We start from the raw sequence: 17,680 nt of genomic DNA, 5'->3' as shown, positions 1-17,680 counted from the left end.
CTCCTTGGTACTGAGTGGTGAGCGCACCGAGGCCTGACCAGGCTCGACAGCAGCCGAGGGACCCGGCAGGCACATACTTGGTCGGCCAAGTGTGAGTGCGAGCGAAACACGTGAAGACGTCGCGGCATCCCGCCCATGCCCTTCCGCGGAGGACGGCCGGCCCGACTTCGCCAGCATATAGTCTGTCCGACAGATAAGTTGCCAGATAGATGTTTGGTCGACCACACTTTAGCCTCGGGGCCTGCCCGGCCCGCCCGTCACACCGGAGAATCCATGTTTATCGCCTATACCGTTCTCGCTGTCCTGCTGTCGCTGATGCTGGTCGTCTCGGGGCGGGGCAAGCTCGTCAAGGACCCGAAGATCATGCCGGTCATGACCGCCGTGGGGGTCTCGCCCGGCATGGTGCCGGTGCTGGCCGTTCTGGAGTTCGCCGGGGCGGCCGGCCTGCTCGTCGGCATCGGCTACCGTCCGCTCGGCGTCGCGGCGGCCGTGGGCGTGGTCCTGTACTTCCTGGGGGCCGTGATCGCCCACCTCCGGGTCAAGGACGTCAAGGGAACGCCCGGCGCCGGCGTTCTCCTCCTCGTCTCGGCGGCCGAGCTCGTGCTCGCCGTCGCCGGCATGTGAGCGACGGGGGCGCCGCTCGGCCGGCGCCCCCGTGAAGCGCTGGAGCGGGCCGCCATGCCGGCGGCCCGCTCCGTGTTGCCCGCGCTCTCGCGCTCCCCGCCCCGGGGCCGCGTCAGAGGTGGTCCATCGCCTCGCAGGGGTTGACGCCCGGGTGCGCGCGGTGGATGTGCATGGATAGACGCCCCGTCAGCGCCGTCAGCGCCGCGGCCTCCTGCGGGGACAGGACCGACAGCAGATCGGCCTCCGCGGCGGCGACGCGCTCCTCGTAACGGGTCAGCGTCTCGACACCATGGGCGGTGGCCACGATCTTTCGTGCGCGGCGGTCCACCGGGTCGGGGACGCGCTCGACGAGACCGGCGTCGACGAGCGTGTCGATCAGGTAGGTCAGAACCGTGCGGTCGATCCCCAGGTGAGCGCCGATCGCCTGCTGATTGGGCGGATTCCCGTACACGACGGTCGACAGTATGTGGTATCCGCGCACGCCCGCCGGCAACCCGTCCATCGCGGTCTCGAAACGGGTCTGGAACCCCCGAAGGATGACCCCCAGATGCCGGACGAGATCCCCAGGAGCGGCGGCGCCCTTCTCGGGAGGTGTGAGCGCGTTCGTGGCCATGTGCTCACTTTACTGTGCGTGCACCGACGGTCGGCAGTTCCGTCAGCACGTGATCACCGCACCGCGTGCCGCCATCCGGTCCCGGCGCCCCGCTCCGGCAGCGGGGCCGGCCGGCGCTCGGCCGTTCAGGCCTGGTCGCGGTCGTTGGCGAACTGCAGCCCGGCCGTGCCCCCGGTCTCGATGAACAACTTCACGAACTGGTCGGCGGTTTCCTTGCGGGACCAGTCACGTTGGAGTTCGCACAGGAGCTGGGCCCATGTGATCAGTTGGGCGCCCGCCTGTTCCATGCGGCGCAGTGCGGTTTCGTGGGCCGTGAGCGACGTGCCGCCGACCGCGTCCACCACGGGGTACACCTCGTAGCCCTCGTGCAGGGCGTCGTAGGTGGGGAACGTCAGACAGGCCTCCGTCCAGAGTGCCGCCATGATCAGCTTTCGACGGCCCGTGGCCTGGACCGCGTCGACGAACTCCTGGTCCTCCCACGCGTTGATCGACGTGCGGTCGTACGTCGGCAGGCCGGCGAGGACCTCGCGCAGTTGTGGAATCGCCGGTTTGTTGAGCCCGGTCTCGACGTTGACGGTCGAGTGAATGATCGGCAAGCCGTAGGTCCGGCCGATCTTCGCCAGCCCCACGACGTTGTCGACCAGCAGTTGCCGATCCATGGAGTCGATCGAGTTCACTTGGACCGGCTGGTAGTCGATGATGACGAGCGCCGCGTTCTTCGGCGTCAGCAGCCCGTCGGTTTCCTGGTCACGGATTGGTTTGCTGGTCATCCTTCGAGCTCCTTGGTGCTCCGGGCGCGGGACGGTGCTCCGGGCGCGGGACGGTGCTCCGGGCGCGGGACGGTGCTCCGGGCGCGGGACGTTCAGCGTTCTCCGAACGCTTCCGTGGTCCTGATCGTCGGGGCGCCGGGCCGGGGAACAGTTCTCGCGGCCTTTCGAGGCCTCGTGTTCCGCCGGTTCGTCCGGGCGGCGGAATGCGTCGGGTACGCGCGCCGACGTCGTGTTCCCGTGCCTCTCGCGGCACGCGGCTCACACAGCAGGGGAAGCGGGGCCGGGAGGAGGGAAAGCGGGTCGGGCTCCTGCTCATGCCCTGGCGGGCGGCCTTCGCCATCGTTGCTGCACGACGATTCGACCATCCTCCGACCCGCTCCGCAATGCGGACAGGGCATACGGGTCGGCGGCACGCACCCTTCCGACGGCCGAGGCCGTCAAGGAACGACCACGAGCTTGCCGGAGTGTCCTTCCCGCAGACGCTCCCATGCCCGGGTCGCATCGGTGAGGGGCAGCCGCTCGAATTCGAGCCGGATCCGGCCTGCCGCGGCGTGCTCCATCAGGTGCTGGTAGGCGCCGCGCCGGGCTTCGAGGGGGGTGAGGAAGTTGGTGTGCCCGATGATGGCGACCAGTTTGTTCCGGAAGTTCGGGGCCGACAGGGAGACGGTGGGAGCCGCCGAGTTTCCCACCTGGATCAGTCGGGCGCCGCGGCCTGCCGCCTCGATGGCGTGCGTCACCGGCTCGCCCCACAGGAGATCGAGGATCACGTCGTATCCGTCGGGTGCCGCGTCGCGCAGTTCCCGCACCGACGCCTCCGCGTCGTCCCGCAGCCCGGCCACCGCATGGGCGCCGAGGGACCGAACGCGCTCCAGCGACCGCGGACCGCGCGCGGCGCCCACCACGCGCCCGGCCCCCAGCGCGAGGGCCGCCTGTACGGCGATCTGGCCGACGGTGCCGCCGGCGCCCAGCACGAGCACCGTCTCGCCCGGGGCCAGGTGCGCTCGGTACTCGAGGGCCAGCCAGGCCGCCATGCCCGCGACTCCGAGAGACGCGGCGAGCCCGGAGTCCACCCCTTCGGGGACGGGCAGCGCTTCCGCGACGGGGACGGGCATCAGCTCCGCGAGGGTCCCGAAGGGCGTCGCCGGACCGGCTACGTACCATCGGCGGCCGTCGTCCGTCTCGCCCACTCCCTCGTAGCCGGCGACCGCCGGAAAGGTCACCCGCCGAAATGGCATGTTCCCGCCCGCGATGGCGAGGTCGACCGGGTTCAGGCCCGCCGCCAGCACCCGTGCGACCGGGCGCTCCCGAGCCGCCTCGGGATCGGCGAAAGCCTCTACCACCGGGGTCCCGCCCGGTGCGTGCAGTACTGCCGCTCGCATGATCAGCTCCCTCGGCTCGTCCCGCTGGACCGTCTACGGGCCTGGTGCGGAGCCCGGCCGCGCGCACCCGGGATGCGCCGCAGAGGTCGCGGGGCCCGCCACGGGTCCGGGCTCCTGATTTCACCTGGGGTAGGCGAACCGCGCCCACACCACCTGCTCCGCGTTGCTCCAGGTCCCGTACTCGAAGCCGTAGTACTTGCCGTACTTGGGCCGCAGCGCGTCCACCGCCGTTCGTGCGACCAGATCGGTCCAGGTCGTGTGGTAGGCGGTGTGCGAATTGATGCCTTCGACACCCTTCACGCCGTCGCGGAAGCCGATATGGTCCATGGCGCGGCGCACGGCTTCGACCATGTCGGCGATGTATTGGTGGTAGAAGTCCCGGTCCGCATGAGAGCCGACGTTGCCGTGTCCCCCGTTCTCGTACACCCAGTCCAGTTCCTCGGTCTCCCTGAGGTTGGGCTCGAAGTACAGGAAGTTCTCATTGGCGGAGAACTTCCAGAAGGGAGGCTCGTCCGGGTTGGTGTGATCGGCCGCGTGCAGGACCTTCTCCTCGACCAGGAGCTGTGCGGAGTGGTCGTCTGTGTGCGCCGCCCGGGCGAACCCGTGGAACTCCACGTGCAGGTCCTCGAACTGGAACCGGCTGTGCGGCCAGGACACCACCTCGGTGGCGCGGGACTGGGAACTGCCCCGGAACAGCTGCTTCTGCGCCGTCGCCTCGGAGGCGATGACCCGTGGGTGGACGCCGATCTCGCCCATCGCCCGCAGCACCACGTCCGCGTCGCCGATGTGGTCGTAGTGGTCGTGGGAGAGCACGATCGCCGTGACCGGACGGTCGGTCACCCGCTTGATCGCTTCGAGAACGTACTGTCCGCGTTCGTGGAGTGGGTCGAACAGCAGAACGCCGTCCTCGCCCACGTAGAAAGTGCAGGCGTAGTGATCCCGCTGGAACCAGTAGGTCCGTTCGGTCACCCGCTGAAGCACGTACTCCTGGCTTTCGTTGAGGTTGAACAGGTGCGCGATCTTCTGGCCCGGCCTCAGCGGCACGGTGGCCGACTCCTGCACGTACTCCGCGTCGACCGTCGACGGCGCCTCTCGCACCCACACGTGATCCCGGTTCCCTGCCATCTTTCTTCCCTCCAGGCTCTCGCAATGCGGCGGAAGCAGGTTTGGCCTCTGATGCGGTCGGCTGCCTCATCCTCCTTTCCCGCCAAGGGACTTGGCAGGAAGACGGTTCCTTGTCGCGCACCATTCGGGTGCCTGGCGGAACCGGCGTCCGGAGCCTGCGAGGGCCCGGCCTCCCGCCCGGCCTCACTTCATCCGGGCATGATCAGCACCGGTTTGACGGTGGTTCCGGCGTCGGAGTCGCGCAGCGCGGTGTCGATGTCGCCGAAGTCGTAGCGCTCGATGATCCTCTCGAAGGGGAAGACCCCGCGCTCGTGCGCCTCGATCAGCCACGGCAGGAACGTCTGGGCGACCGCCTCTCCGCCGTTGATGCCGTGGATGGTCTTGCCCGATCCGATGATCGAGGCGATTTCGAAACTGACGTCGACATCGGCGCCCGGGTCGCCGATCACCCCGCAGGTTCCGCCGGCCCCGAGCACCGCGAGCGCCTCGGGGAGGACGGCTTTGTCGCTGGTGCAGATGAGGGAGAATTCCGCGCCGTGACCGGTGATCCGACGAACGCGCTCCGGCACGTCGTCGTTCTGCGGGTCGAGCGTGTGCGTCGCGCCGAGCGACCGAGCGATCTCACACCGGCTCGGATGCGGCTCGACGGCGATGACGTGCCGGCAGTTCGCCAGTTTCGCGGCCATGACCGCGGAGGTTCCGACGCCGCCGGCGCCGAAGACCACTATCGAGTCGCCGGGGCCCGGGCGCAGGGAGTTCAGCACGCCGCCCGCGCCGGTCATGATGCCGCATCCCAGGACGAACCGGTCCAGCGGCAGATGTTCGGGCACCATCACCACGTTCATCTCGGTGGCGATGACATGGCTGGCGAAAGCGGACTGCTGGAACAGGTGGCCGCCCACCTCCGTCCCGTCGCGCCGCAGCGCCGACCCGGAACCGTCCAGCCGGCGGCCCGACCACATCAGCCGCTCACCCGACTCGCACCAGCGAGGCCGCCCCCGGAGACAATTGGGGCAGGTCCCGTCGCTGGGGAAGGACATGATGACGTGGTCTCCGGCCCTCACCGCGGCCACCCGGGGCCCCACGCGCTCCACGACCCCCGTCCCCTCATGACCGAGCACGCCCGGCAGCGGAAACGGAATCGCCTGATCGCGCGCCAGAATGTCGGCCCGGCACACCGCACACGCGACGACGCGCACCAGGATCTCCCGCTCCCGGAGCTCGCCGTCGAGCTCCAGGTCCTGGACGACCAACGGCGCACCTCTGCTCTCCGCCACAGCGGCCTGAACCCGCATGGAGACCTCCGTATGCCGTAAGCGGTTCCGCCCGGCCCGATGGGCCGGTGCCTCCCCCTGCCCGGCCCGGAGCGGCACCAGCTCCGTTCCGTGGGCCGCCGCCGCGGCGGCGGCCCTTGACCGATCGGGTACGCCTGATCAACAGGCCGTGCGGCCAAAACTACATAGGCGGGAGAACCAGACATCTATGGTCAATTATCACTGCCTGCTCAGGGGTGTCCAATGTGGGCGGAAACCTGCGGCTCGCGGCCCGGCTCCGGCGCCGCGGCCAGGCCGACGGCGGCGGACGTCTTCCGCGACAGCGGCACCTTTCACGGTGGAAAGAGTCTTTGCGGCTTGCCACAACGACCAGCCCGCTGAGCGCTCACATGGCCGGTCGGACAGGTCCTGATCGCTGCGTTCTCGGTAGGGGAAGCTCCGCGCGCCCTCACGGCCTTGCGAGTGCGGGCATCGGCCGACGCCGCCTCCTTCCTGGAGGCGGCGCCCGGGCGCGGGCAGTGCTTCACCGTCGGCTGGTCGGCGCCAGTTGGCGGTCGACAGGTCTGTCGCGCCACCCGCACCACCGGACGAACCACCGCCCATCGCATGGCCGTCGGCCTACGACACCGACTCCGGGACGCGCCCCGTCCCGCACGGCTCGCTCACGTTCGCCGCTGGTTCTGCCCCGGCCGGCCTCAGCCCACCGCCTTCTCGATCAGCGCGCTGATGCGCTGCTCGTCGGCCGTGGTCAGCTCCTTCAGGGCGTAGGCGGTCGGCCACATGGCGCCGTCGTCGAGTGCCGCCTGGTCGCTGAAGCCGAGGGTGGCATACCTCGACTTGAACTTCTGCGCGCTCTGGAAGTGGCAGAGAACCTTGCCGTCTCTGGCGTAGGCGGGCATCCCGTACCAGAGCTTGGGGGTGAGGTCCGGAGCGGCGGTCTTGATGATGTCGTGGATCCGCTCGGCAAGGACCCGGTCCGCCTCCGGCATCTCGGCGATCTTCGCGAGCACGTCCCGCTCCGCCGCCGCTTCCTTCTCCGTGCGGGACGAACCGCGCCGCGCTGCCGCCTTCTTCTGCTCCCGCGCGTGCTCCTTCATCGCTTCCCGCTCCTCGGCGGTGAATCCGTTGTACTGCTCGGCGGACGTGCCGGAGTTGTCGGCGGACGACTTCGTGGACCGCATGGCGGGCTTCCTCTCGTACGGGGGTGAGGCGGGTCGGGGCGGGAGTGCGGGGACCGGGTCGGGGCGGGAGTGCGGGGCTGAGGTCAGGACGGTGCAGGCGCCGTGGACGGCGCGGGGGCGAGCGACCGGCGGCCTCCCGGGCGAGTGGAAGTGGTGATTGCCATGGCCATCACGCTAGGGGCTGCTCGGCGACCGGGGCTTCTCGATTCCTGACCGGTCTCGTCACCCGCTTCGCCACACACGCCGGCATCCCCTCTGCCGTGGTCGAAAAGCCCTCGAAGCCATCATCGTGGGCTGCGCCCACATGCATCCGTCGACCTGCCGGCCGTACGTGTCGGAACCGGGCGGCGTTCGTCGGCACGCGGAGACCTGTTCAGCCTCCCGGAGGTCACGGTCGGCGACAAGGCCGTCGCCGTGCTGGCGGACGCCACCCGGGCGACCGACTTCCGGCTGGACGTCACGGGTGACGAGCGTCCCCGCCAGGCGTCCACGTTCACCTACCAGTTGAGCCGCACCGCCCCCGGCGGCCGCACCGCGGGCGTCGCCATGACCGGCGACGCCTCCCCCACGACCGGGCACTTCGGCGCGGTCCCCACCGCGAAGCCCCGCAAGGGCACGCTGTCCGCGACCTTCTACCAGCGTGAGCGGCAGCCGCTGGTCACCGGTGAGGCCACCGGCCCCAAGGGCTTCCCCCTGACGCTGCGGACCCCCAGTCAGTTCGCGCGTTTCGACGGCACGAAGAAGCTCGGGCTCGTGGACGTCGGCGGCGGCAGTCCCGAGGAGCTGAAGGGCAAGGCCGTCAAGGGCAGGGCCGTGCTCGTGCACGACGACTATCCGGTCGACGCCACGGGTCTGATGCTTCAGCTGGGGAAGGCCGGCGCCGCCGCCGTCCTGGTCGCCCGGGAGACCGACCGCAGCGTCTACGCCGACATGAACGTCAAGATGGACTTCCCGGTCATGGCGATCAGCCGGCAGGACGGTAAGGCACTGGCCGCACGCATCGCGGCAGCCGACAGGAACAGGCCGGCCACCGTCGCACTGCACGGCCGGGAGGAGTCGGGCTACGCCTACTCCGGGCAGTGGACCTTCCGCGACGGCATTCCCGCCGACCTCGGCACCACGGTCCGGCGCAAGGACTTCGCCAAGGTCACCAACGTCTTCCACGGCTACGGGCAGGAACAGCAGGCCGCGTACGTGCAGGACGTGTGGGGCCCCGAGGGAACGAACACCGTGTCGGAGCGGACGCCGGAGGTCGTCCTGCGGGGACGGCAGCGCGACGACTTCGTCTATGCGAAGGGCGGCCTCACCTACCAGCAGCACGTCGGGTTCCAGCTCTTCGGGCCGAGTATGCACGGCAGGTTCGAGACCCCGCGTCCCGCCGGCTCCACGACCGAGGACTGGTTCGGGCCCGCCCTGCACGCGTCTCCTTCGGGCAGTTTCACGTCCTGCAACTTCTGCAGCACCGACCTCGGCATCGTCCCCTTCCCCGGGGTCGCGGGGGACTCCGACCCCGATCACTACTCGGACTGGGGCGCCGACGCCACGATGGCGTTCCGGCGTGACGGGAAGCCGATCGAGGACCAGAGCCAGTGGATCATCAAGGACAAGACCGCCTACCGGCTGGACATCGGCTTCCTGTACGACTCCTCGGCCGAGAAGTACTACGGGGGCTCCAAGGCCACGCACGCGCAGTACTCGTTCACCGCGGACGCCCCGCAGGGGATGTCCGAGGAGGCCTGCAAGGACTTCATGGACCTGGTCTCCGCCTGTGAGCCCCTGCCGTTGATCACCACGAACTACCGGATGCCCACCGACTCGCTCAACCGGGTCCGCGCGGGCACCCCGTACTCCTTCACGCTGGAGGGCTACCGGGCCACCGGCTGGAAGGGGTCGACGAAGGTCGCCGGGGCGAAGGTCTCGGTGAGCTACGACGGCGGCAGGACCTGGCGCCCGGCCACGGTCGAACGGGCGGACGCGAACTCCTTCCGCGTCTCCTACCGGCAGCCGAAGCTCTCCGCGACCGGCGGAGACGTGGCCGTCAGGGCCGAACTCTGGGACGACGCGGGCAGCCGCACCGTCGAAACCATCGACCGGGCCTACACGTTGAAGTAGCCCCGGGCCGAGCGTGGGCGCCGCGCCGGACTCCCGTCCGGTGCGGCGCCCTCACGACCGGCGCCCTCACGACCGGCGCCCTCACGACCGGCGCGCTCACGACGGGCCGTCACGACCGGGGACGTCACGACCGGCGCGCTCACGGCCGGAAGCGTCACGACCGGGGCCGGAAAGAACCTGGGAACGGTCGGAACCACTCGTCACGCGCGGGTGGTCCGCGGACCTCGAAGAGCACCTCGCCCGCGTCCGCCTCGCCGCCGGCGACGGAGCGGGCGTTTTCCATTCCTCTCCGTCCCGTACGGACTTTTCGAGGAGCGAGAACGACTTCGGCGTGCCGCCTGGCTGCGGCTTGCCCTCCTTGTGCCCGACGACCTGATAGCCGGCGTCGAGGTAGTACGCGTTCAGGCGCGCATTGCCGGCCAGGCAGTCCAGGCGTACCAACGATCTGCCCGCCTCGGCCACACGGCGTTCCGCGACTCGCAGAAGCTCCCGCCCCGTTCCGGGCGGGACACTGCCGTGGTCGATCATCAGCCGGTGCACATAGCCGGCCGTCGGCGGCTGCGGCCCCCAGGCGTCCTCGTCCTCCCACCACAGCTCCCAGGCTCCGACCACACGATCGGCGGCCTCCGCGAGCCACAGCTCCCCGCTCCGCACGACGCGGCGGAAGTGGTCCCCGCCCAGCTCGCCGGGACGCCACTGACCGGTGACGCCCCGGGCCAGCATCCACCGGGCAGCGTCGTCGCGCAGGCGCACGACAGCGGCGAGATCGGCCTCGTGCGCAAGGCGGAAGCACAGATCGTCCACGGTGCGATCTTCGCACGGGCGACCGCCCCCGTATCGGCATGCCGCCACGATGGTCACCCCGGGCCACCGCGTACGGCCTCACCTTCGTCAGCGGCACGGCCGGCGCCTTCACCGAGGGCGCCCCGGTGCTCCCCGGCAAGACCCCCGGCGCCTCCTGAAAATCGTCGACATCACCCGTCGGTGAGGGAGCGGCCGGGGCCCGGCGTGCGAGGGCGAGCGGCGGCTCGGGGGCAGACGCGGAGGCCGAGGCCGGTCAGTCGTGGGGCGGAAGCCGGCCGATCTGGTGGTCGGCGACGTTCAACGCCTCGTCGACGAGCTGACGCAGGTGCCCGTGGCGCAGGGCATAGACCACGCGGCGTCCCTCCTTGCGGGTGGCGACGAGGCCGGCCAGGCGCAGCCGGGCCAAGTGCTGGCTGACCGACGTGCGGGTGGCGGCGGTCGCCTCCGTCAGCGTCGTGACGTCGGCCTCGCCCTCACCGAGCCGCCGCAGCAGGGCCAGGCGGGTGCGGTCCGCGAGCAGGGCGAGGACGTCCACGGCGACCGCCAGACGCTCGCCGTCCTCGTGCTGTTGCGTATCGTGCGCATCTGATAGATGCATGCGTGCGCTCATACGCACATAATGGGTCGTGGCACCCCCTCCGTCCAGTCCGACGGCCGCGAAAGGGTTCCCGAGTGTGAGCGAGCAACCGCACCACCACGACGACGCCGGCCATCACCACGGCCACGACGCGCACGGTCACGCGCAAGCGCACGGTCAGGGGCACGCGCACGGTGGCGGGGGCGGCCGGTGGGCCGGGCTTCGGCATCGGCTCGGGCACGTGCTCACGCCGCACGGTCACGAGGCCATGGACAGGGTCGACTCCGCCATGGAGACCTCCCGCGAGGGCATGCGCGCCCTGTGGCTCTCGCTGGCCGCCCTCGGGCTGACCACCCTCCTCCAGGCCGTGGTCGTGGCCGTCTCCGGTTCGGTGGCGTTGCTGGGCGACACCATCCACAACGCCGCCGACGCCCTGACCGCCGTCCCGCTCGGCATCGCCTTCGTGCTGGGCCGGCGGGCGGCGAACCGCCGCTACACCTACGGCTACGGCCGCGCCGAGGACCTGGCCGGCATCGCCATCGTGCTGACCATCGCCGCCTCCTCCGTCGTGGCCGCCTACGAAGCCGTCGACCGGCTCGCGCACCCGCGGGACATCACCGGGCTGTGGGCGGTGGCCGTCGCCGCCGTCGTCGGGTTCGTCGGCAACGAGTGGGTGGCCCGCTACCGCATCCGCACCGGCCGCCGCATCGGCTCGGCGGCCCTGGTCGCCGACGGCCTGCACGCCCGCACCGACGGCTTCACCTCCCTCGCCGTGCTCCTGGGCGCCGGCGGCGCCGCGATCGGCTGGCGTTGGGCCGACCCCGTCGTCGGCCTGCTGATCACCCTCGCCATCCTGCTGGTCCTCAAGGACGCCGCCCGCGAGGTCTGCCGCCGCCTGATGGACTCCGTCGACCCGGAGCTGGTCGACGCGGCCGAGACCGCGCTGCGCGCCGTTCCGGGCGTGGAGGGGGTGGGCCGGGTCCGCATGCGGTGGATCGGCCACGCGCTGCAGGCCGAGACCGACATCGTCGTCGATCCGGCCCTGACCGTGACGGCGGCGCACGCCGTCGCCGCCGAGGCCGAGCACGCCCTCATCCACGCCCTTCCCCGCCTGACCGCCGCCACCGTCCACACCGACCCCCGCCCCGGCGCTGACGACGCGCACGCGGTCCTGCGTCACCACGCGCGCCGCTGACAGCCGGGCCTCGTACGCGCCGCCGTCGTTCGGGGCGCGTCACCGGGTGAGCCCGGCCGGTGGTGGGACCGGGCGCGGGACTCACTCCTTGCGCGGTCCGTCGATTCCGGCGCCCAGGACTTCGATGCGGACCCTGACCTCGCCACCCTGTCCCGTCATTTCATCTCGTCATCTCGTCACGTCATTTCATCTCGTGATCTCGTCACGAACGAGGCGGACGGCCTCGTCGCGGACGAGGCGGGCGGAACTCGACGCCCTTGGCCGCAGGGTCGTCAAGGGCCCGGTCGAGGCACTTCTCGCCGGGAAGGACCGGGCGGGCGTCGCCGCGGCCCGCGCTCCGGCAGCGACCGCGGATCGGGCCGCGGCTTCCCCGGCGGGCGGCTCAGCGTGCGGTGACGTCCTCGGCGTCGGCCGCGTCGCTCACCCCCAGGCGCAGGTGGTCGATGTGGTAGACGGCCTGGTCGAGGAGTTCCGCGACGTGGTTGTCGTACAGCGCGTAGACGACGGAGCGGCCGTGACGCCGGCCGACCACCAGTCCCAGGTTGCGCAGCAGCCGCAGCTGGTGGGAACAGGCGGACTGCTCCATCCCGACCTCGTTCGCGAGTTCGGTGGCGGCGCAGGGGCCTTCGCGCAGGCGGGCGAGGATCAGCAGGCGGGACGGGGTGGCCAGGGCCTGGAGCGTGGTGGCGACCTTCGCGGCGTTGGCCGCGTCCAGGCGCGCACGCGGGACGGCGTTCTCGGCTGCGGTGACGGCTCCATGACCCATGCGTCCATCATACCGACGACTAATGAAGACATGTTCATGCATTCCTGTATGGTGGATGGGTCGTCAGTCCTGCCCTGCGCGAAGGATTCCGCCTGCCATGTCCTCCACCCTGACCGAGCGCGCCGCGCCCACCGCGGCCGCGCGCCCGACCGTCGCGCCCGGGCGGCACACGCGCGTGTTCTCGTTGCCCGAGGCCCGCTGGGCCGCGGCCGCCACGGCCCTGTTCCTGCTCGCGCTGCCGCTGCAGCTGACCGGCGTGAGCGCCTGGTTCTGGGGCCCGCTGTACGCGCTCGCCTACGCCACCGGCGGGTGGGAGCCCGGTTGGGCGGGCCTCATGGCGCTGAAGGAGAAGACCCTCGACGTCGACCTGCTGATGATCGTCGCGGCGATCGGTGCGGCTTCGATCGGGCAGGTGATGGACGGCGCGCTGTTGATCGTCATCTTCGCCACCTCCGGCGCGCTGGAGGCGCTGGCCACCGCCCGGACCGCTGACTCCGTCCGCGGCCTGCTCGACCTCGCCCCCGCCACTGCCACCCGGCTGCTGGACGACGGCGCCGAGGAGAGCGTGGCGACCGAGGCCCTTGCCGTGGGTGATGTCATCCTGATCCGGCCCGGCGAGCGGGTCGGCGCCGACGGGCGCGTGCTGGACGGGGTCAGCGAGGTCGACCAGGCCACCATCACCGGCGAGCCGCTGCCCGTGGTCAAGGAGACCGGCGACGAGGTCTTCGCCGGCACCCTCAACGGCGCCGGCGCTCTGCGGGTCGAGGTCGAGCGCGACGCCTCCGACTCGGTGATCGCCCGGATCGTGAAGATGGTCGAGGAGGCATCCGGGACCAAGGCCCCCACGCAGTTGTTCATCGAGAAGGTCGAACAGCGCTACTCGGCCGGCATGGTCGTCGCCACCCTCGCGGTCTTCCTGATCCCGCCGGCCTTCGGCGCCGCGCTGACCGACTCGCTGCTGAGGGCGATGACCTTCATGATCGTCGCCTCGCCATGCGCCGTGGTGCTGGCCACCATGCCGCCGCTGCTGTCCGCCATCTCCAACGCCGGACGGCACGGCGTGCTGGTGAAGTCCGCCGTGGTGATGGAGCGCCTGGGCCAGGTCGACACGGTCGCGCTGGACAAGACCGGCACGCTGACCGAGGGCACTCCGCGCGTCACCGACATCCGCCCGCTGGCCGGCTCCGGTCTGAACGAGGATCAGCTGCTGACGCTCGCGGCGTCGGCCGAGCACCCCAGCGAGCACCCGCTGGCCCGCGCCGTCGTGGACGCCGCCCGTGCCCGGGGCCTGGAGATCCCCGTCGCCGAGGACTTCGGCTCCGCCCCGGGCATCGGCGTGACCGCCACCGTGAACGGCGACGTGGTCGCCGTCGGCGCCCCTGCCCGGCTGCTGGACGGCGCCGAGGGCACATTCTCCGCCCCTGCGGCCACCGTCGTGGGCGAGCTGGAGGACGGCGGTCGCACCGCCGTGCTCGTCGAGGTCGAGGGCATGCCGGTGGGGGTCCTGGGCATCGCGGACCGGCTGCGGCCGGACGCCGCCGCGACCGTCGGCGCGCTGGCCACGCTGACCGGCAACGCGCCGATACTGGTCACCGGCGACAACCCGCGCGCCGCCGCCCGCCTGGCCGCGGAGGCCGGCATCGCCGCCGCCGACGTCCACGCGGGGCTGCTGCCCCGGGACAAGGTCGAGGCCGTCCGCCGCGTGGAGGCCCGCGGCCGCAAGGTCCTGGTGATCGGCGACGGCGTCAACGACGCCCCCGCCCTGGCCGCCGCCCACACCGGCATCGCCATGGGCCGGGCCGGCTCCGACCTCGCACTGGAGACCGCGGACGCGGTGATCGTGCGCGACGAACTCGCCACCGTCCCCACCGTCGTCGCCCTCTCCCGCCGCGCCCGCCGCTTCGTCGTCCAGAACCTGGTCATCGCCTCGGTCTTCATCACCGGGCTGGTCATCTGGGACCTCGCGTGGACCCTTCCGCTGCCGCTCGGCGTCCTCGGGCACGAGGGCTCCACGGTCATCGTCGGTCTCAACGGCCTGCGCCTGCTGCGCGAGGCCGCCTGGAAGCGCGCCGGCGCCGGGGGCGGCAACTGAGCCGGCGCCCCGCCGGGCCGCCCCCCTCCTCGGGGGCGGGCCCGCCGCACCGTCACGGACTGCCGCGGCTGCCACTGCGGCGCCCCCGAGTCCGGTTCTCCGTTCCGCCTTCACTCACCCCCACCCCTGGCCCAGGTCGTCCGCGCGGTGATTGCGCCGTTCCCGGCCCGGGCGCTGCCCGGCGCTGACGGCGGCGGCCCCGAGCCGGGGTGGGACGCTGTGGGCGCAAAGGCGCATGACCTTCGCCCCATCGATGTCATTCGGTGGGGCGAAGTGCTGCCAGGTGGCTGGTGCGCGTGCGGGCGTGTGGTGTCCCGGTGAGAGGGGCTTCGATACGGGCGAGGTTGATCGCTGCTCCGGTGAGCTGGTGTTGAAGGCCGGCCTTGCTCAGGCCCTGGTAGCGGGATCTGCGCCGGCCGTGGGCGAGGACTCCTTGGGAGGTGGTGCCCTCGACCCCAGCGCGGATCTTGTAGCGGGCCTTCCAGTCTTCGGTCTGCCGGAGAGCCCTGGCCTGGTGGATGGTGTCGTACTCGCCGCGGGGTCGCAGAGTGAGTTCGCGCCGGATGAGTCTTCGGCTGCCAGGCTTCGATTCGATGCGGTCGGGCCGTTGCCGGGGAGCGCAGTCACGTGGGGAGAACCGAACACGGATGACGGGTGTCCGCCCGGTGTTCGCCGGGTAACAGGTTCCGTCCGGCGAGGGCGGGGTGGACGACAGCTGTCATGTGGTCATCGCCGACCTCGCGGGTCGTGGTGGCGACGTTGGTGATCAAGTGGACGGTATCCGGCTCGCAGGTCTCGGTCGGGTGGACCTTGCAGCCGTCCCGGGACACGTCCTTCTTCCCGCCGTTGCGGGCCTCGGGATCATACGGGGTGGTCAGGCGTGTGGCGCCCGGCGGACGGTCTTTCGGGCCCGGCGAGCCACCTCGCCGTCGGCCAGGTGAAAGTAGCCTCCGCAGGCCGCCCGGGCTCCTTTTCAAGACGACACGGGTTCAGAAGCAGGCACAGCGAGTCTTTCAACTCTGGTGGCTGAGCACCCCCGGTGGGCCTTCGAGCGCTCCGATCGGCGAGCGTGACGTTCACCGGCACGGTGCGTGCCGGCACATGTGTCGGTGGAATATCGGCCGCCTGGCGGCACTGTCGTTGATCCATAGGCGATGTGTCGGTGGCCGCTGAAACCGTGGGTGCCGCGTCGCCGGCAGAGCAGCCGCAGCCGCCTTCACCAGCAAGGGAGTCCCGTCGCCATGTGGTCCGCATCCTCCACCCCGCCCTGGAATGTCCAACGGCTGCCGCGTGCCGACGGCAGCATCTTCCTGGTCACCGGCGGCAACGCCGGCATCGGGTACTTCGTCGCGGAGCAGTTGTCGGGAGCCGGAGCGACCGTCGTACTCGGCAGCCGGAACGCTACGAAGGCCGAGGCCGCCGCGGCCTCGATCCGTTCGCGCGTTGCTGGTGCGCGGGTGCGGTCCGTACGGCTGGACCTCGCCAACCTCGGTTCGCTGCAAACGGCGGTGATTTCACTGGAGGTTGAACGTCTCGACGCGGTGGTCCACAACGCCGGCGTCGCGCTTGACGACCCGCCGCGCAGGGAGACCGAGGACGGTCACGAGCTCATGTTCGGCACGAACCACCTCGGGCACTTCGCGTTGACCCAGTGGCTGATGCCGCTGCTGTCGGCTGCGCCGGCAGCTCGCGTCGTGACCATGGGCAGTTTCGCGGCGAAGTCGGAGCGGCTCGATCTGGACGACCTGCAGTCCCGGAACGACTTCCAGCCCAAGCGCACCTACGGACGTTCCAAGTTGGCGCAGATGTATTTTGGCCTCGAACTCGACCGCCGACTGCGCGCCGGCGGCAGCAGGGTGACGAGCGCGGTGGTCCATCCCGGCGGCGCGCTGGACTCCCTCACCCCGTCGCGACCTCCGGTTCATGTGAGAACCACCGGCGCACGGCTGATCGCGGCGCCTGCGGCTCTCCTCGTCCAGGGCAAGCATGCCGGCGCATGGTCCGCGGTCCGGGCGGTGCTCGATCCGACCGTGCATGGAGGCCAACTGTGGGGACCACGCGTCTTCGGCCTGCGCGGCAAGCCCCGACGTGAACCGATGTGGAACCACCTCGCCGACACCTCCGCCGCGGCGCGGTTGTGGGACGCGAGCTGTGACCTGACCGGCGTCGACCCCGGTGCCATCCCCCGATAGCCCCAGGCGCACACGCGCTTGCGAACAAGCGTGCTCGGGTTGGCCCGCCTGTGGCGCTCGAGTACACCCCTGGCCTCGAAAGCGACGCCCCGAACGTGACCGCCCGTACGAGGATTGCGGGACGAGGATTGCGGGGACGTGAGCATGGCCTCCGTCTGATCCTGTGCTCCGACTCAAATAGGCCAAGGGCTCTGATCAGCCCATTCAAGCTTCCTCCAAGGTTTCGCGAAGGTCGCGCGAGCAAGGTGGCGCCTGTCGAACAGGTACGGAGAACCAGGCCTTCTGAACACGACCATTGCTGGAAGAAGAGTTGCTGATACGCGCCGAGATCATCGCAGGACCCGCTCTCGGAACCGCCGTCGGACTGGGCCTCATGACGGTGCCCGCCCAGGCAGCTCCCGCACGGGCTCCGCACCTCTCCGTAATCGCCCCTACCGGCCAAAAGGGGATAGCTGCATCAATTCGGCGCACACAAATCCAGGGCACGCCGAACAAGAACTATTTCGGCCAGGAAGCTCCCTGGCCGACTGCCCCACCTTCCGCTCAACAGAGAGGGACACAGCCCATGAGGCTCAGAACGCTGATCTGCGCGACCGGCACCACGGCGGCAGCCGCAGCAATGGCCGTACTCAGCACCGGAACGGCGCATGCCTACTCAGAGGGCAGCATCACCTCCAACACCTCAGCCAAAGGTGGCTGGGGCGCGGCATCGACACTGCTGTCAACAGATGGTTTCTCGCTGCGCGCCTGCGACTACGGCCCACCGGACGGATACCGTGCTGTCGCCCACCTGATCCGGGGCAGCTACCACGTCACCTCGCACGCAGCCAGCGGATCCGGTAAATGCAATGTGGAGTACGGATGGCTGCCTCAACCGCCGGACGGTACCTACACGCTGAAGGTCTGCCTACGCGATGGGGCCGGCGGTTCCGACTTCGCATGCCGTTCCACGAGCGTCCACCACGACGGATCGATG

General features: G+C 70.7%; 14 protein-coding genes and 3 pseudogenes. 6 read left to right on the top strand and 11 right to left on the bottom strand.

Annotation, left to right across the window (positions count from 1 at the left end; translation table 11 throughout):
- Positions 1–273: 273 nt before the first annotated feature.
- Positions 274–624 (top strand): DoxX family protein, encoded by a 351-nt coding sequence (locus WA762_RS29765; protein ID WP_335939770.1) that lies wholly within the window; start codon positions 274–276, stop codon positions 622–624.
- 112 nt (positions 625–736) lie between these two features.
- On the opposite strand, the gene WA762_RS29760 is transcribed toward WA762_RS29765, so the two are convergent.
- From WA762_RS29760 to WA762_RS29730, 7 genes and pseudogenes are all read right to left on the bottom strand, one after another.
- Positions 737–1,237, bottom strand: a complete 501-nt coding sequence (locus WA762_RS29760; RefSeq protein ID WP_335939768.1) for a MarR family winged helix-turn-helix transcriptional regulator — start codon at positions 1,235–1,237, stop codon at positions 737–739.
- A gap of 125 nt (positions 1,238–1,362) precedes the next feature.
- Positions 1,363–2,007, bottom strand: coding sequence for a hydrolase (locus WA762_RS29755; protein WP_335939766.1), 645 nt, complete (start codon positions 2,005–2,007; stop codon positions 1,363–1,365).
- Between the two features lie 437 nt (positions 2,008–2,444).
- Positions 2,445–3,386, bottom strand: a complete 942-nt coding sequence (locus WA762_RS29750; RefSeq protein WP_335939764.1) for a quinone oxidoreductase family protein — start codon at positions 3,384–3,386, stop codon at positions 2,445–2,447.
- 120 nt (positions 3,387–3,506) lie between these two features.
- A complete protein-coding gene (locus WA762_RS29745) occupies positions 3,507–4,511 on the bottom strand; it encodes an MBL fold metallo-hydrolase (protein ID WP_335939762.1) in 1,005 nt (334 codons plus the stop codon).
- A gap of 188 nt (positions 4,512–4,699) precedes the next feature.
- Positions 4,700–5,806 carry an NAD(P)-dependent alcohol dehydrogenase gene (locus WA762_RS29740; RefSeq protein ID WP_335939761.1) on the bottom strand — a complete coding sequence of 369 codons (1,107 nt, stop codon included), beginning with the start codon at positions 5,804–5,806 and terminating at the stop codon, positions 4,700–4,702.
- A 674-nt stretch (positions 5,807–6,480) separates the two neighbouring features.
- Positions 6,481–6,966 (bottom strand): iron chaperone, encoded by a 486-nt coding sequence (locus WA762_RS29735; protein ID WP_335939759.1) that lies wholly within the window; start codon positions 6,964–6,966, stop codon positions 6,481–6,483.
- 169 nt (positions 6,967–7,135) lie between these two features.
- Positions 7,136–7,219, bottom strand: a pseudogene (locus WA762_RS29730) (AraC family transcriptional regulator); the annotation flags it as partial.
- Positions 7,220–7,380: 161 nt separating this feature from the next.
- Between WA762_RS29730 and WA762_RS29725 the strand changes: the two are divergent.
- Entirely contained in the window at positions 7,381–9,078 is a 1,698-nt protein-coding gene (locus WA762_RS29725) for a hypothetical protein (protein WP_335939757.1), read from the top strand.
- A 291-nt stretch (positions 9,079–9,369) separates the two neighbouring features.
- Here WA762_RS29725 and WA762_RS29720 read toward each other — a convergent pair.
- Together WA762_RS29720 and WA762_RS29715 are read right to left on the bottom strand one after the other, a co-directional pair.
- Positions 9,370–9,882 (bottom strand): annotated as a pseudogene (locus tag WA762_RS29720) (GNAT family N-acetyltransferase); the annotation flags it as partial.
- A gap of 253 nt (positions 9,883–10,135) precedes the next feature.
- Positions 10,136–10,492, bottom strand: coding sequence for a metalloregulator ArsR/SmtB family transcription factor (locus tag WA762_RS29715; RefSeq protein WP_335939755.1), 357 nt, complete (start codon positions 10,490–10,492; stop codon positions 10,136–10,138).
- A gap of 208 nt (positions 10,493–10,700) precedes the next feature.
- On the opposite strand from WA762_RS29715, the gene WA762_RS29710 reads away from it, so the two are divergent.
- Positions 10,701–11,654 (top strand): cation diffusion facilitator family transporter, encoded by a 954-nt coding sequence (locus tag WA762_RS29710; protein ID WP_443080714.1) that lies wholly within the window; start codon positions 10,701–10,703, stop codon positions 11,652–11,654.
- 382 nt (positions 11,655–12,036) lie between these two features.
- On the opposite strand, the gene WA762_RS29705 is transcribed toward WA762_RS29710, so the two are convergent.
- The gene (locus WA762_RS29705; RefSeq protein WP_335939751.1) at positions 12,037–12,420 is read right to left on the bottom strand and encodes an ArsR/SmtB family transcription factor; all 384 of its coding nucleotides are present in this window, start codon (positions 12,418–12,420) and stop codon (positions 12,037–12,039) included.
- Between the two features lie 97 nt (positions 12,421–12,517).
- On the opposite strand from WA762_RS29705, the gene WA762_RS29700 reads away from it, so the two are divergent.
- A complete protein-coding gene (locus tag WA762_RS29700) occupies positions 12,518–14,512 on the top strand; it encodes a heavy metal translocating P-type ATPase (RefSeq protein WP_335939749.1) in 1,995 nt (664 codons plus the stop codon).
- A 256-nt stretch (positions 14,513–14,768) separates the two neighbouring features.
- Here the strand turns inward: WA762_RS29700 and WA762_RS35790 are convergent.
- Positions 14,769–15,458 (bottom strand): annotated as a pseudogene (locus tag WA762_RS35790) (transposase); the annotation flags it as partial.
- A 295-nt stretch (positions 15,459–15,753) separates the two neighbouring features.
- Here WA762_RS35790 and WA762_RS29695 point away from each other — a divergent pair.
- Entirely contained in the window at positions 15,754–16,704 is a 951-nt protein-coding gene (locus WA762_RS29695; RefSeq protein WP_335939748.1) for an SDR family NAD(P)-dependent oxidoreductase, read from the top strand.
- Between the two features lie 565 nt (positions 16,705–17,269).
- The coding region (locus WA762_RS29690) for a hypothetical protein (RefSeq protein WP_335939747.1) at positions 17,270–17,680 on the top strand (411 nt) is incomplete at its 3' end.

Origin of the sequence: Streptomyces tyrfis (assembly GCF_037034285.1) — a bacterium.
Taxonomy (GTDB): domain Bacteria; phylum Actinomycetota; class Actinomycetes; order Streptomycetales; family Streptomycetaceae; genus Streptomyces.
The sequence above is the reverse complement of the archived record's forward strand: the minus strand, read 5'-3'. Positions and strand labels throughout refer to the sequence as shown.